The organism is Clostridium sp. AF34-10BH, from assembly GCF_003478095.1.
GTDB lineage: Bacteria > Bacillota > Clostridia > Lachnospirales > Lachnospiraceae > Acetatifactor > Acetatifactor acetigignens.
The window spans coordinates 47162-61843 of sequence record NZ_QUEC01000021.1; the positions used below are offsets into that span (position 1 = coordinate 47162).

13 protein-coding genes are annotated in these 14682 nt (G+C 51.1%); all 13 read right to left on the minus strand.

All coding sequences use genetic code 11. The features are described from left to right. Nucleotides 1–82: 82 nt before the first annotated feature. Nucleotides 83–1471, minus strand: a complete 1389-nt coding sequence (locus DWZ61_RS13525; protein WP_118539110.1) for a glycosyltransferase — start codon at nucleotides 1469–1471, stop codon at nucleotides 83–85. A gap of 19 nt (nucleotides 1472–1490) precedes the next feature. After that, nucleotides 1491–2621, minus strand: coding sequence for a DUF362 domain-containing protein (locus DWZ61_RS13530; protein ID WP_118539112.1), 1131 nt, complete (start codon nucleotides 2619–2621; stop codon nucleotides 1491–1493). A gap of 232 nt (nucleotides 2622–2853) precedes the next feature. Further along, nucleotides 2854–4305: a cobyrinate a,c-diamide synthase gene (locus tag DWZ61_RS13535; protein WP_118539114.1), complete on the minus strand. Its 1452-nt coding sequence runs from the start codon at nucleotides 4303–4305 to the stop codon at nucleotides 2854–2856. After that, entirely contained in the window at nucleotides 4302–6551 is a 2250-nt protein-coding gene (gene cobK, locus DWZ61_RS13540; protein WP_118539116.1) for a precorrin-6A reductase, read from the minus strand. Before cobK ends, DWZ61_RS13535 begins: the two co-directional genes overlap by 4 nt. Then, nucleotides 6548–7300, minus strand: coding sequence for a precorrin-3B C(17)-methyltransferase (gene cobJ / locus DWZ61_RS13545; RefSeq protein ID WP_118504633.1), 753 nt, complete (start codon nucleotides 7298–7300; stop codon nucleotides 6548–6550). Before cobJ ends, cobK begins: the two co-directional genes overlap by 4 nt. A gap of 134 nt (nucleotides 7301–7434) precedes the next feature. Next, nucleotides 7435–8595 carry a cobalamin biosynthesis protein gene (locus DWZ61_RS13550; protein ID WP_118504635.1) on the minus strand — a complete coding sequence of 387 codons (1161 nt, stop codon included), beginning with the start codon at nucleotides 8593–8595 and terminating at the stop codon, nucleotides 7435–7437. Beyond that, nucleotides 8585–9388 (minus strand): precorrin-4 C(11)-methyltransferase, encoded by an 804-nt coding sequence (gene cobM, locus DWZ61_RS13555; RefSeq protein WP_118504637.1) that lies wholly within the window; start codon nucleotides 9386–9388, stop codon nucleotides 8585–8587. The genes DWZ61_RS13550 and cobM overlap by 11 nt, the downstream gene beginning before the upstream one ends. After that, complete coding sequence (cbiD, locus tag DWZ61_RS13560) at nucleotides 9346–10521, minus strand: cobalt-precorrin-5B (C(1))-methyltransferase CbiD (protein WP_118504639.1); 1176 nt, start codon at nucleotides 10519–10521, stop codon at nucleotides 9346–9348. Before cbiD ends, cobM begins: the two co-directional genes overlap by 43 nt. A gap of 39 nt (nucleotides 10522–10560) precedes the next feature. After that, the gene (locus DWZ61_RS13565) at nucleotides 10561–11229 is read right to left on the minus strand and encodes a precorrin-8X methylmutase (RefSeq protein ID WP_118504641.1); all 669 of its coding nucleotides are present in this window, start codon (nucleotides 11227–11229) and stop codon (nucleotides 10561–10563) included. A 73-nt stretch (nucleotides 11230–11302) separates the two neighbouring features. Further along, nucleotides 11303–12373, minus strand: a complete 1071-nt coding sequence (locus DWZ61_RS13570) for a histidinol-phosphate transaminase (protein WP_118504643.1) — start codon at nucleotides 12371–12373, stop codon at nucleotides 11303–11305. A 97-nt stretch (nucleotides 12374–12470) separates the two neighbouring features. Continuing rightward, nucleotides 12471–13454 carry an adenosylcobinamide-phosphate synthase CbiB gene (gene cbiB, locus DWZ61_RS13575; RefSeq protein WP_118539118.1) on the minus strand — a complete coding sequence of 328 codons (984 nt, stop codon included), beginning with the start codon at nucleotides 13452–13454 and terminating at the stop codon, nucleotides 12471–12473. Further along, complete coding sequence (locus tag DWZ61_RS13580) at nucleotides 13454–14197, minus strand: histidine phosphatase family protein (protein WP_118539120.1); 744 nt, start codon at nucleotides 14195–14197, stop codon at nucleotides 13454–13456. The genes cbiB and DWZ61_RS13580 overlap by 1 nt, the downstream gene beginning before the upstream one ends. Further along, entirely contained in the window at nucleotides 14170–14643 is a 474-nt protein-coding gene (locus tag DWZ61_RS13585) for a bifunctional adenosylcobinamide kinase/adenosylcobinamide-phosphate guanylyltransferase (RefSeq protein ID WP_118504647.1), read from the minus strand. The genes DWZ61_RS13580 and DWZ61_RS13585 overlap by 28 nt, the downstream gene beginning before the upstream one ends. Nucleotides 14644–14682: the final 39 nt, after the last annotated feature.

Here is a 14682-nt window from a genome sequence, read left to right on the forward strand (position 1 = left end):
AATCCATGTAAATATCACCCAATATACGTCGAATGCTCGCATTCGTAAGAATATTGAGTGATATTTATAGGGCGAAGGAATATTATCCCAGAATCCTCTTTGTATTTTCTTTTATTTTCTCCGACAGATCTGCGTATTTTATCAGTTCTTCCTCGGTAAATCCCACAAATCTCGCCTCATCATAATCCCGCTGTGCCAGTGCCAGTTCCTTCATGACCGCTTCCGCAGTGGGAAGGATTGTCACTGTGACCTTGGTTTTACGGTCTTTGCGCCTTGTCTCCGGCTTTTCCGCTTTTCCCTGTACTTCTCCGGCTGCCTTGCTTTTTCTGGAAGGCTTGGGTTCCTTCACTTCCTCTATTTTCAAGAATCCCTTCATGGTCAGGCGTTGCAAGCCGCTGGTCAGGTTCGTGCGGGAGATTCCGGCGAAATCCGCCAGTTCCCGTCTGCTGTCCCACTCGTGCTTTTCACACAGGCACAGAAGCAGCCGCACATCCGCTACCTTCAGATCTCCTTTTAATGCCACCGGCTCCAGATAATGTTCCAGAAGCTTCCGCTTACGGTAAGCATCCCCCGCCGGTCCCTCGGCCTGCAGGATCTCGGTATTGACAAAGACTCTCTCGTCTCCCAGCTTCTTGGATCCGGGCAGGATGGAAGGCGGCACGGTTCCGTCTCCTGCCGCATCAATGAAGAAACGATATACCTGCAAACGGTTCTTCTCGTAGTCCTCTTCTTCCAGCACATGCTTGTAGAAGTTATTGTAATACTCAAAGACATTCAACTTCATCTTTACCGTCTTGGAGATGCTGATTCCCTGACTGGCAAGGGAGCCTTTGCGCTTCACATAATAATAGATTGGGGCATGCAGGGCATAGAATACTTTCGCGTAACGGATATATTCCAGATTGAACAGAAAATCCTCACACCAGTTGATATTCGTATCCATTCGCAGACTGTGCTCCTCCACCAGATCCCTGCGGTACAGTTTGTTCCACAACACACCATAGTAAAAGTCTGCCGGATTCTCCATCATATGTGCCGCGAACTCCTCCTGGGTGAGCACACCCTCCTCTTCAATGTCTCCCTTGGGGGACAGACGCTCTCCCACCACGCGGTAAAAGTCTGAAATGACCATATCGCAGTCATACTCTTCCGCCGCCCGCACGAACAGTCTTGTGGCATCCGGCGTGATCCAGTCGTCGCTGTCTAAGAATTGCAGATATTTTCCCCGTGCACGATCCAATGCCAGATTTCTGCTGTCGGAGACTCCGGTATTTTCCTTCTGGATCACAATGACTCTTGTGTCCTTATTGCCGTATTCCTCGCAGATGTCACCGGAGGAATCCGTACTGCCGTCGTTTACCAGAAACACTTCAAAGTCCGTGTATTCCTGATTCAAAATGCTGTCGACACAGCGTCGTAAATATTGCTCCGCATTGTATACCGGAACAATGATGCTTACCATGGGACGCATAAGCTCATCCTTTCTGAAATTACTTCATAACAATAAGTTCGTACGCCCTGCTGCCGATACCGATCTTCTCTGCATGCTCCAGACAGGTCTTGTACTCCGCATTTGGAGTGGTATTTTCAAAATGATCATGGTGATCACAAAAGCCCTCTTTTGCCATGGCATCCGTCAGCTGGCTGTTCGGCAGCGGTGTCTGCTTCAGGCAGGCATCCACACAGGCCTGATCCAGCGCCAGAGGATCGAAGGAGGCGAACATACCGATATTGGGCAGGATGGGTACATCATTCTCCCGGTGGCAGTCACAGTTCGGAGACACATCCACCACCAGAGAAATATGGAAATTGGGTCTGCCGTCCACGACCGCCTTCGCATACTCTGCCATACGGCAGTTGAAATCCTTTGTTGCCGCATCACAACCGCTATGGATTGCGTCGAAGTTACAGGCACCGATACAGCGTCCACAGCCCAGGCATTTGTTATGATCAATATGCATCTTATGGGTAGTCTCGTCGTATACCAGTCCCTCATTGGCACATTCTCTCATGCATCGTTTGCAGCCACGGCACAAATTCTCATTGATCTCCGGTTTGCCCTGAGCGTGCTGTTCCATTTTACCGGCTCTGGATCCGCAGCCCATACCGATATTTTTGATAGCACCGCCGAAGCCCGCCGTTTCATGCCCCTTGAAATGATTCAGGGAAATAAACACATCCGCATCCATAATGGCCCGGCCGATCTTAGCATTTTTCACATATTCGCCGCCCTCTACCGGCACCTCAATGTCATCCGTTCCCTTCAGACCATCACCAATGATCACAGGACACCCAACCGTCAACGGTGTGAAACCATTCTCCCAGGCACAGTACATATGCTCGATGGCATTCTTACGGCTGCCGGGATACAGGGTATTACAGTCCGTCAGGAAAGGAATTCCTCCCAGTTCCTTCACCACATCTGCTACCGCCTTGGCATAATTGGGACGTAAATATCCCAGATTGCCAAGCTCGCCGAAGTGCATCTTTATGGCAACAAACTTGTGATCCATATCCATATCCTGAATTCCTGCCGCCGTCATCAGACGCTTTAACTTACTGGGAAGTCCCTCTCCCAGACGGGTTCTGAAGTCTGTAAAATATACCTTTGATTTTTCCATAACTTTATCCTCCGTACCTAAAAAAGATATTACGATTATAACACATCTTTTTTGTTTTTGAGAATTTTTCTGCAAAAAAGGACGAACCCAACTCTCGCCAGCCGGTTTCGTCCTTTCAACGTATTTCATCCGAAATACTTCCCCATTTCTTTGTACACCGTACATCGATGTACGATGCAAGTGTTTTTTTATTTTTCTTGCACAATTTTTGCAGATACCGCCAAATATCCTGCTATTTAAAACGATTTTTGTACTGCGCAGCCTTTTCCACAAATTGCTCTGCGAACTCGGGGCAGGAAGGATAATAGAGGTGGGGGAAACCATACCAGTGGTTCTCACCGACATGGATGCAGGGATAGTTTCTTCCGATGGTTGGTTTAGTTGCGATACAGTCCACGCCGTTATCTTCACTGTCATAGTAATGAAATTCATGTGCCCGGATGCGGCTGCCCCGGGGCAGAAAATATTCACTGTTCTCTTCCAGTTCGATATATCCGAAGCGCACCAGGCTTCCGGTATCGAAGCATTTTTCAGGCAGCACTCCTGCCATAAGGAAGGAATGTCCTTCTCTGTCTGTCAGAGACGTATGCAGGTATAAAAAGCCTCCGCACTCCGCTACGGTGGGGAGGCCACCTATGACTGCTGCCCGGATGGCCTTGCGCATGGCATTGTTCTCACTCAGCTGTCTGGCATATAATTCCGGATAACCGCCGCCCAACAGCATCCCATGGATATTTTCCGGCAACGCCTTGTCATGCAATGGAGAAAAATACACCAGTTCCGCTCCGGTCTGTTCCAGCAGGCGCAGATTCTCTTCATAATAAAAGCAAAAGGCTTCATCCCGGGCTACAGCGATCCTCGGGCACTTTACCCTATCGTTTTCCACAGAATCCGGATCTTGCTCTTCTGCCGTTTCTTCACTGCGTTCCTTCTTTTTGGTTTGGGAGGTTCTCCCTATTCTCTCAGCTCCCAGCGGTTCCGCCTCTTCTGCAATCTGCAACAGCTTCGAAATGTCTACGCTCTCCCTTAGTTTTGCCGCCGTGACCCGGATCTTTCCCTGCAGATCTTCCAGTTCTCCCGGCAGGCACAGGCCAAGATGTCTGCTGGCGATCTGTAAGTCCTTATTTTCCGGGAAATATCCCAGCACCGCAATACCAAGTTCCTCTTCCACCAGTGGCTTCAGAATCTCATAGTAAACTGCTGACATACGGTTGAAGATCACTCCCCGGATCAGATGTTCTTTATCATAAGCCAGAAATCCGGTGATCAGAGGAAGCACCGATTTTCCCATGCCTTTTGCATCCACCACCAGTATGATGGGGGTCTGCGTCACCTTTGCCAGATGATAGGAGGAGCCTTCCTCTCTTATTCCGCCCAGCCCGTCATAGAGTCCCATAACACCTTCCATGACCACAAGCTCGTCTTCCCTGCGATCTCTCAGAAACAGGCTTCTCGTGCCGTCCTCTCCGGTGAAAAAAGTGTCCAGATTTCTGGCAGGAATCCCCAGCACCTGTCTGTGGAACATGGGATCGATATAATCCGGGCCGCATTTACAGGAAGAGATATTCTCTCCGTTTTCCTTAAAAATCTGCAATAATCCACACGTGATCATAGTCTTGCCGCTACCGCTTTTCGGGGCGGCGATCATGATGCGTCGTATCTTTTTTTCCTGTGCTCCGATCATCTCTGCACTTCTCCATTTTCCCTGTTTCCGTTTTCTTCTTCGGTCAGCAACGCTTTCTTCACTTTGTCCATAGAGCCTGTTTCTCCCTCCCTGAACGTAAACGAACAGATCCACACCGGATTCTCCGCCTTGGGCAGATGATAGTTTCCCAGCTTCTTCACCCGGTTTACCTGCATCTGCAGGATTTCCCCGTCCTCCACAGGAAACGCTTCCAATACTTCCTGAAGCTCCGCAATCGTCTCCATGCTGATGGCATTGATCACAATGCGCATATGAGGATTTTTCCGATACAAGGTCTGTAAAATATCCATTAATCTGCCTCCACTGCCGCCGATAAAAGCATGGGTGGGCACAGGCAGTTCTTCCAGTCCCTCCGGTGCCAGTGCTTCGATGATCTCCATATTGTCCATATGGAAATGCTCTCGGTTCTTCCGAAGCAGTTCTACCGCCTCCGGTTTTCTCTCAATGGCATAGACATGCACCGTTTCCGACAATCCGGCGATTTCCACCGCCACGGATCCGGTGCCGCTGCCGATATCATAGACTACGGCTCCATCTGTCAGGTGCAGCTTGCAAATACTGACTTCCCGGACTTCTTCCTTGGTCATAGGAGTTCTACGAAGTTTTCCCTCCGTCCCGGAAGCATCCCGTAGGAAACAGGTGTCCGCTCTGCCGTGGGTCAGGAGTTCCGGCTGTGGATGAGGATTGCGGATCAGGCAGGTATACAGACCCTCTTCGGTGACCTCCACACACTGCTCCGGCATCAGGGTCCGTATGTTTTCCTCCGGATAGGACAGCTGATATCCCACGATCACTTCACAATCTGTCAGTCCCATCTCCGTAAGCATCCGTCCGATCTTACGGATATCCTCACTTCCCGAGGTCAACAGGAAAGTCTTCTCATGACTCACCACAGTTGTCGGAAGATGGTTCAGCTTCTTGCCGTGCATGCTTATAATGGCGGCATCCTCATAGCTTTCTCCCACCCGGGCCGCCAGAGAAACCACCGATGAAATTCCCGGCAGGATCCTCACACTGCCTCTCAGTTGTCCTGCTGCAATCGCTTCCTGTAATTTCACATACAATTTTCTGCATCCGCTGTAGAATCCGGTATCTCCGGAAAACAGAACCGCTACCCGAAGTGTCTCCTGCTGTGCCAGTTCCTCGCTTTCCTGTAATTTTTCCAGATAGGGCAGGATCTGGGCAGCCATATAGTAGGGCTTTTTTTCTATTCTGGCAGAATAGTCTGCAATCATGCGCTCCGCCCCCAGCAGGATATCCGCAGTTTCGATTGTCTGCTGCACTTCTTTTGTCATGCAGTCTCTGCTGCCCATACCGATCCCGGCAAGGCAGATTTCCAGACTTCCCTGCTGCGAAATCTTACAATCACAGAGTTGTCCCAGTTTTCCACAGATTCCTGCAAACGAATACGAGTCTGTCCCCGGAATATTCCCGGCAGCATCCGATGTCTTCTGCGCAGGCTCAATCACATACACCGGGATTCCCAGTATTTTCGCTGCTTCCAGCTTTTCCTGATACCCTCCGGTGCGGCCGCTGTTTTTCGTGACCATATGGCGGATGTCGTACTGCCTTAGGATGGCAGCGTTCATCTCTGTGGAAAAAGGCCCCTGCAATGCCAGGATCTGCCGGCCTTTGATTCCCTGCTCCATGCACAGTTCCAGACTCTCTCTGCCCGGCAGAATCCGTACATACAGGCGGTCGTTTAATCTGCCGGAAGCGCAATACACCGCCAGTTCCTTGCTTCCCGTAGTCAGCAGAATATTGCCCTCTGTATTCTCCAAAGCTTTCGCACAATCTGCATTGTTTTCAAAATATTGGACATTTGTAACAATGTCATCTGCTTCTGTAATCCCGTCGATTTTCCGTTCCAGACGCAGGTATATGGGAAAATGTGCATCTTTTTCCAAAGATTTCAGTGTATCCACAGCTCCCCGCAGATTCTCCGTAACGACCCTGGCGTAAGGGTGGGTGGCATCCACTACAATCTCATAGCCTTCGTCATGCAGAAACTTCTGCATCTGCTCCCGGTCCATTCTGCCGCAGTGAAGGTTTACAATGGGCTGCCCGGCTGTCTGCATCGCTTTTGTGCTTTCCGTCTGTTCCCGCATTACGATTTCACCGTATTCCGTTGCCACGCATACCGTATGTGCGATTCCGGCATCCGCCAGAATCTCCGACAATCTCCGTCCTTCTGTGGTTCCCGCAAATATTACAAGCTTTTTCACTCTGCCTTTTCTCCCTTTTCTGCCTGGTAGCCTCTTCTGGTGATCAGCTTGTCCCCCAGGATCTCCGTCTCCGAATTGCCAATAAATACAGTGGTGAACATATTGACTTCCCGGTCCCTTAATTCCCGCAGCGTACAGGTCACCGCACGGGTGCCCTCTCTGCCGATATTTTCCACATAACCGCAGGGACGCTCCCCTTCTATGGTTTTCAGTAAAATATCACAGGCTTTTTGCAGATAATCTTTTCGTCTGTGGCTGGAAGGATTGTAAATGGCCATGGCAAAATCTCCCATTGCTGCCGCCCGCAGTCTCTTCTCGATCTTCTCCCAGGGTGTCAGCAGATCACTCAGGCTGATGACACAGAAATCATGATTTAAGGGTGCTCCCAGTACCGCCGCACCGCTGCTGGCCGCCGTGATGCCGGGAATCACAAGCAGTTCCGTCTCCGGGTGCTTTGCCCCCAGCTCGTACATCAGGGATGCCAGACCGTAGATGCCTGCATCGCCGCTACAGATCAGTGCCACCTGATTTCCTGCTTCCGCCTCCCGGAAGCATAGCTCACAGCGCTCCGTCTCCTGCCGCATGGAAGTGGTCAGCAGCTTTTTCCCTGCAAAACGTTCTCCCAATAATTTGACATATACGGTATAACCCACAATCACATCTGCCTGCTCCAGCGCAGCGATGGCTTCTCCGGTCATCATTTCTTCCCTGCCGGGACCCATTCCTATGATATAGATTCTGTTACTCATCTGATTTTCCTCTTTCCATCATTTGCAAGCCCTCCGGATCCTCTCATACTTCCATCACTTGTAGGTATTGTCCCAGGGATGCCTAGCTACATGAAAAAATCTTTGTTTTTTCTGACTGTCCTTCCGATTGGTCTTTACGATTGCATCGATACTTTCCATGCTTTCTCGGCAATTGCCACGGTCATGCCATCCTGTGCCTGCTTAGCTCTGCAGATTCTTCCATCTGCCCCCGCCGCCTTCATGGCGGCACGTTCACACACATTGTCCACACCCACCTGTGACTTTACAAAATCGGAGCCATGAAATGTTCCGTACACCGTCTGTAATTTCTGTGCCGGATAGGTCTGAAACGGGATTCTGTACTTTTCGCTGAATTCCAGCAGACACCGTTCCTCTTTCTTTACATCAATGGAAGCCAGTGCTGCGACCTGTTCTATGGCAATGTCCTGTTCTTCCAGTATTTTTCTTAAAAAGGCTTCCAGCTTCACACTGTCCGTTCCTTTTTTACAACCCGCACCCAGAATATATTTCTTCGGCTTCAACAACAGTTCTGCTGCCTCTTTTCGAAATATTTCTTCCGTGTTGTCCGCTATTAGGACATCCACCTTTTCCACCGGAGGATATGCACACAGCCTGATCTCTGACGGAATAGTCTCGTCCACTGCCAGATGCCCTGTCTGTACGGACATGGTAATTTTCTCGCCTGCCAGTATTTTTGCCGACACTCGGGCAATCCCCTCCCGGTTGTGGATCCACAGATCATTTCTTTTGGCAAACAAATCCACCGCAAAGCTGCCATGCAGGTCTGTAGCTGTCGTGATCACAGGGACGGCTCCCAGTTCTCCGGCCAGACGGACCGCCAGTTCATTGGCTCCGCCCACATGCCCGGACAACAGCGGGATCACATACTGCCCCTGTTCATCCATGACCAGTACCGGGCTGTCATGCAGCTTGTCCGTGATCCAGGGGGCAATAGCCCGGACCGCAATACCGCAGGCACCGACGAACACCAGCGCATGATGGGCAGCCATCTGCTCACCGGCCCAGACTGACACACTCTCCTGTACCGCTATTGTATTCCCGGTATTATCTGTCGGTACGTTAGTGTCTTTGTTCGGAATCACCCCGAATGCCTGCGTTGTAACGTCCCCACTGTTTTCCGCTGTCTGCACTGTCTTTTTTCGGGAGCATTTGCTATATAGAATAATCGTCTCGTCTCCACCGCACATGCTCTTCAGAATCCGTTCCGCCATCTTCTGTCCTGTTTTCGTAAAGCTGATCACACTAATCTTCACGCTGCTCCTCCCGGTTTTCCTCTGTCTGCCGGACACTGCTTTTTGCCTGACGGAATTCTGTGGAAAAATCCGCCGCATACAGCCTCGACTTCTGATAATTTCCATGGGTGATAACATCCCCCACCAGTACCAGCGCTGTCTTAATGATGCCGTGTTCTTCCGCTACCTGTGCCAGTGTCTCCACCGTACAGATATAAGCCTCTTCCTCCGGCCAGGTTGCCTTGTAGATCAGGGCTGCTGGGGTGTTCTCCGCATAACCGCCCGCCATCAGTCTGCGGCTCAGTTCCCTCAGCATTCCCGTGCTTAAATAGATCGCCATGGAAGCCTGATGGGCTGCCAGACTTTCGATGCTCTCCTTCTGCGGCACTCCGGTCCGTCCTTCCATACGGGTGATGATCAGGGTCTGGGAGACACCGGGCAGGGTATATTCCAGATTTAACGATGCCGCTGCGCCGAAGCAGGCACTGACTCCCGGACAGCTCTCATAAGGGATATGTAATGCATCCAGTGCATCCATCTGCTCCCGCACCGCACCATAGATGCTTGGTTCTCCGGTGTGCAGACGCACCAGCATCTTCCCCTGTTCCTGTGCCTCCTGCATAATCTGCAGCACTTCCTCCAGGGTCAGTTTTGCGCTGTTATGGATTTCACAGTCTGTTTTGGCATATTGTAACAGCTCCGGGTTCACCAGTGATCCCGCATAGATGATGACATCCGCCTGTTGCAGCATGTGCATGCCCCGCACTGTGATCAGATCTGCTGCCCCGCTTCCTGCGCCAACAAAGTAAACCATTCCTCCGCCTCCTTACTTTTCGCCAATGCTCCGAAATCATTGGCATACATGATACATTCGATCGCAAGCTTTCCCTGCGCCCGCTTCTCCAGATAAAATAAAATACGCTCCATGGCATAATCCATAACTTCCTGTCTCCTGCCGCACTCGTCCAGAATCCGCACCGCTTCCTCTGTGGTGACACAGGACAGGAGTCTGGCAGCATCCACTGCCGCTACACCGCATTTTACGGCAAAAGCGGTCAACAGCTCCATCCTGCAGTCGCCCTCCCGGGAATGGGTATTCATAATACCTCCCGCCACTTTGATGAGCTTCCCGATATGTCCCGCAAGAAGCAGACGCCTAAATCCCTCTTCCACCGCCATATCGATCGTCAGACCGATAAAATTACTGCATTTTACACTTTTATCCAGATCATAGTGATAGGTATTTTTCAGAAAATCCAGTCCGTAATTGCCCGGAGAGATCACCACATCTTCTCTCCCCAGTGCCCGCTGTTGCCGCAGTTCCACGCGGATCGTATCCAGAATAGCCTGTGTGCTCATAGGCTCCACGACACCGCTGGTGCCCAGAATAGAAATACCGCCCACGATGCCAAGCCTTGGATTAAATGTCTTCTCTGCCAACTTTTCACCTTCCGGCACAGAGATCTCCACCGACAGGATTCCACGATAATCCAGCACCTGGCACACCTGTAATACTTCCCGTTCGATCATTTTTCTGGGGACGTGATTGATAGCTGCATTTCCCACGGGCTGATCCAGTCCCGGCTTCGTCACCCGGCCGACACCGATGCCGCCGTCGATCACGACCTGTGCCTGTTCAGGTGCATGTCCGGTTCCATTCTTCCTACCGGGTTCTTCTCTGGCTTTCCTATCCGTTATTTCCGCAAAAGAAACCTTCGCACAGATCAGCGCCCCTGTGGTAATATCGGGGTCATCCCCGCCATCCTTTTCCACGGCGCAGCTGACCTCCTGCTCCTTGCGGCAGATGTTGCGGATCTGGGCTGTGTAAGGGATACCTTTGGGTGTCTCTATGGTGATTTCTGTTTTCTCCCTTCCGGTCAGCAGCATATAGGCGGCCGCCTTGGCCGCTGCCGCTGCGCAGCTTCCTGTGGTAAATCCGTACCGCATGTCTTCTACCTCACTGTTACTATATCATGAACCGTCGTGTCAATCGCCGGGCGTAACGTTTTCCTGTTCTTTTCGCAATTCATACAACAAAGCATTGCAGATGGCCGCTGCCACGTTGCTGCCGCCTTTTCTTCCACGGTTGATGATATAGGGCACATCCGTCTCCATAATCAGCTCCTTGGCAGCTTCCACATTCACGAAACCCACAGGGACCCCGATAACGAATGCCGGGCGCCAGTCCCTTTCCTGCATCAGCTCATAGATCTGTATCAACGCTGTAGGCGCATTTCCAACAGCGAAGATCACTGGTTTTTCCAGCTTCGAAGCCAACTCCATGCTGATAGCCGCCCGGGTGGTCTTCCGTTCCTTCGCCATAGCCGCCACATCCGCATCCGCCATATAGCAGTGGGCTTCCCCGCCAAAAGAAGCCAACACCTTCTTATTGATCCCCGCCAGTGCCATATTGGTATCCGTCACAATATCCGCACCTTTTTTTATCAGGTTTTTAGCGATCTCCACCGCGTTTTCGGAATAGGTCATCGTCTCCGCATAATCAAAATCTGCGCTGGTATGGATCACCCTGCGGGTGACAGGATCCTGCTCCGCAGGCAAAGTGATGCCCCGCTCTGCCAGTTCTGCGGCAATAATTTCAAAGCTTCGCTTCTCGATTTCTTCCGGCAATACATATTCAATGCTCTTTTTTTCCATAAGTTACCTTCCCCAAAAATTCATTTTCCGTCTTCCGGCTGCTCCTATTTACTGCTTTGCAAAGAAAACGAACTCATTCAGCAGTAATCTGCGCAAGTTCCTGTAACAGCACTTCATTCTCTTCATGTTTCTTCACCGCGATCCGATAATAGCCCTCACCCAGTCCCCGGAAATTCTCACAGTTCCGAATCAGGATACCTTTTGCAAGCAGGCTGTCATAGATGGGCTGTGTGGTATACAGCAACAGGAAATCCACTTCTCCGGACACCACCCGGATGCCAAGCTTTTCCAGTCCTTCCCACAAATATTCTCTCTCGTTTTTCACATATTCCACTGTGTCTTGCAGATATTGCTCTGACTGCTCCGCGCAGGCGATGCCCGCTCTCTGGGCAAACACCGACAGGTTCCATTCCGGTAGCTGCCTGCGTATTTTCTCCCGAAGCTCTGCGTTGCTGCATACCAGATAGCCCAGACGCACCCCTGGCATAGCAAAGCTTTTCGTAAAGGCCCGTACCAGCAGCAGATTTTCATACTGTCCGATCTCCCCAAGCAGAAACTTTGGCTGTTCCCGGCCGGACTCGCAGAACTCTATAAAACATTCATCCACTACTACGGTGATTCCCTGCTGCCTGCAATGCTCCAACAGTTCCTGCAGATATTCTCTGCCCATCAGCTGCCCCGTGGGATTGTTGGGATTCGCTACAAACAGCATGTCTGTATCCGCTGTCAGCTCCTGTAACAGCTCCCGCCCCGGACGGAATCCGGTCTCTTCCGGCAGATATACATATTTTATATGGCTGCCTGCTGCTTCCGCCACATACTCGTATCCGTAAAAGGATGGCACGGGAATCACAATATTCCGAGGCTTAAGTGCATGCACAACCGCCAGAAAAAGTTCTGATGCCCCGTTGCCAAACAGCAGATACTCCTTTGGGATTTCTCTGCCACATTCTCCGGATAACATCCGGCTCACGGCTTCCGTCAGGGCCGCCGCAGTAATATCCGGATATTCTCCCACATGCTGCACTGCTTCATGAATCGCCTGCACCGCCGCATCCGGCATCCCTAAAGGATTGCCGTTTACCGAAAAATCCAGCCGTATCTGTCTGCTGTAAATATCACCGCCATGTATGTTCTGCTGCATTTTCCTTCCTTTCCGGTTCCTGTTACCATAGGACTTTTCATGTCCTCTATCGTCTGCAAATCATCAAAAGCTTTCACGCCCGGCCAAACTCTGCTTTTCACACTACCACCGCAATCAGGATCCCCAGACACAGAATCTCACAGATCCACGCCGTCCGGTTCATCAATCGGTTCGTTCTGCGGATATCCTCCGGTTCCACTGCCCTTGTTGGATCCCCGATATAGGGCTTTTTCACGACCTTGCCAAAATAACTGGCATCTCCCGCCAGCTGGATTCCCAGCGCTCCTGCGCACACGGATTCCGTCTGGGCGGAATTGGGGCTGGCATGCTTTCTGTTGTCTCTGCGCCAGATACGCCATGCCTGCTTTCCGTTATAGCTTTTCCCGCTGATAAAAGCCGTCCCGACCATCAACAGCGCGCTGATCCTCGCCGGGAGAAAATTCATCACATCATCCAGCTTCGCCGCGGCTCTGCCGAAGTGAAGATACTTCTCATTCTTATATCCTACCATAGAATCCATGGTATTGACTGCCTTATATAAAAATCCCAACACCGGGCCTCCCAGTGCAGTATACAGCATGGGGGCAATCACACCGTCGGACGTATTTTCCGCCACGGTCTCAATGGCCGCCTTTGCCACGCCTTCCTCTGTCAGATGTTCCGTGTCCCTGCCTACGATCATGGATACCGCTTTTCTGGCTTCCTCCAGGCTCCCGGCGTTCAATTGTTTCCACACCTTGCTGCTCTCCACCTGAAGACACCTCGCCGCCAGAATCTGGTAGGTCATGACCGCTTCTATGACCACCCCCAGTCCCGGATGCATCGCATAAGCACCGAATAAAATCAGTGCCGACAGCATTCCCGTAAACAGTAAAACGATCACCACCAGAAGTTTTCCCTGTCTGCGCTCCGCCCCCTCTCTCTCGGTCGAATTGCCCTGTGGATTGCCTGCTCGCAGTATCTTTTCTGTCTTCGCTATCAGCCAGCCGATTCCCCGGATGGGATGGGGCAGAAAATAGGGATCTCCAAAGAGCTGATCCAGTAAAAATCCCGCTCCGAATGCCAGAATATGATATTTCATCAATATGTTTCTCCTTTTGTAAATTCTGACAGTGGGCGAAATTCTTTCCACTCCGGGGTTCCTCCGCCTGCCGGGAATACCAGCCTGCCGCTATAACCCTGTCCGCATTTTACCTGATAATTAAAATATTGCTCTCCCAGAAAATGACTGAGCAGTGCCATGATGGTTCCACCGTGGACGACTGCGGATACGCTTTGTATCCCGGCGTCCTGTGCTCCAATTTCATCGCTTCTTTCCAACTCCGTTTTCTCCGATCCTGTATTGTAATCACCCTGCTCAGATGCAGCACTTCTCTCCAAGATCATTTTCATGTAGTATAACATTTTTTCATATCCGGCAACGTTTCTGCGAATGAATTCCTCTCTGCTCTCGCCTTCCGGAAACGGCAGTGTTCCGCCGCTGTCGATCCATCTCTGATATGCCGGATCCCCGGAAAGTTCCTGATAATTGTGTCCTTCGAATGCACCGAAATCCATCTCCGTCCACTCCGGGACAAAAATGGGAGTCTGCCCTGGATACAGGATCTGTGCTGTCTCGAGACACCGCTTCATGGGACCGGAAAACAGAAGGTCAGCAGTCGGATAGTTTCCTCCCGTCACAGCTTTTTTCAGCATTCCTATTCCTTCCGGGCTCAATGCTTCATCCGTTTTTCCAAGATAACGTCCTTCTTTATTGGAAAGAGTCGCTCCGTGCCGGATCAGGGTCAGGCGGATCTCTATTTGATTTTCTGGCCGATTCCGCATACGACTCTCACCACCTCATCTGCCTGCGCCGCCAACCCTTCCAGAATTCTGCCGGTGCATTCTCTGTAAGTTCTCTCCTCCGCTTCCATGGGGACGATGCCGTTGCCGATCTCGTCACAGATCAGAATGCAGTCCGGATATTCCTTATAGAAATTCGCTATCATTGCCTCCGGATCTGTTCCCTGTCGCAACTGCTCCCGGATATATCGGTGCAGATGATTGACGATCACCTGCGGGCCAGCCGTCTGCCGCCCTGTAGGCTGCTCTGTCTGCTTTCCAGGCATTGTTTCAACCGCGCTCTCAGTTGCCCATGTTATTTTACTATCCGATGCCAGCCTCAGTGTTCCGTCCAGAACCGGCACTTCCTGCCTGTCTTCACGCTGAACGTAATGCTGCTCTACATAATGTAATTTTCCCTGAGCAAAGCCGCCAATAATTAATATCATTTCCCTCTCCCATTTCAAATGTGCTTCTGCACCACTCTA

What these genes read in the sequence shown, in the direction of transcription:
- DWZ61_RS13580 (WP_118539120.1), bottom strand. Translation starts at nt 14,197, where the DNA reads ATGCGGAATCGGCCAGAAAATCAAATAGAGATCCGCCTGACCCTGATC.
- DWZ61_RS13565 (WP_118504641.1), bottom strand. Translation starts at nt 11,229, where the DNA reads ATGGAAAAAAAGAGCATTGAATATGTATTGCCGGAAGAAATCGAGAAG.
- DWZ61_RS13535 (WP_118539114.1), bottom strand. Translation starts at nt 4,305, where the DNA reads ATGATCGGAGCACAGGAAAAAAAGATACGACGCATCATGATCGCCGCC.
- cobM (WP_118504637.1), bottom strand. Translation starts at nt 9,388, where the DNA reads ATGGTTTACTTTGTTGGCGCAGGAAGCGGGGCAGCAGATCTGATCACA.
- DWZ61_RS13585 (WP_118504647.1), bottom strand. Translation starts at nt 14,643, where the DNA reads ATGATATTAATTATTGGCGGCTTTGCTCAGGGAAAATTACATTATGTA.
- cbiD (WP_118504639.1), bottom strand. Translation starts at nt 10,521, where the DNA reads ATGCGGTACGGATTTACCACAGGAAGCTGCGCAGCGGCAGCGGCCAAG.
- DWZ61_RS13530 (WP_118539112.1), bottom strand. Translation starts at nt 2,621, where the DNA reads ATGGAAAAATCAAAGGTATATTTTACAGACTTCAGAACCCGTCTGGGA.
- cbiB (WP_118539118.1), bottom strand. Translation starts at nt 13,454, where the DNA reads ATGAAATATCATATTCTGGCATTCGGAGCGGGATTTTTACTGGATCAG.
- DWZ61_RS13525 (WP_118539110.1), bottom strand. Translation starts at nt 1,471, where the DNA reads ATGCGTCCCATGGTAAGCATCATTGTTCCGGTATACAATGCGGAGCAA.
- cobJ (WP_118504633.1), bottom strand. Translation starts at nt 7,300, where the DNA reads ATGAGTAACAGAATCTATATCATAGGAATGGGTCCCGGCAGGGAAGAA.
- DWZ61_RS13570 (WP_118504643.1), bottom strand. Translation starts at nt 12,373, where the DNA reads ATGCAGCAGAACATACATGGCGGTGATATTTACAGCAGACAGATACGG.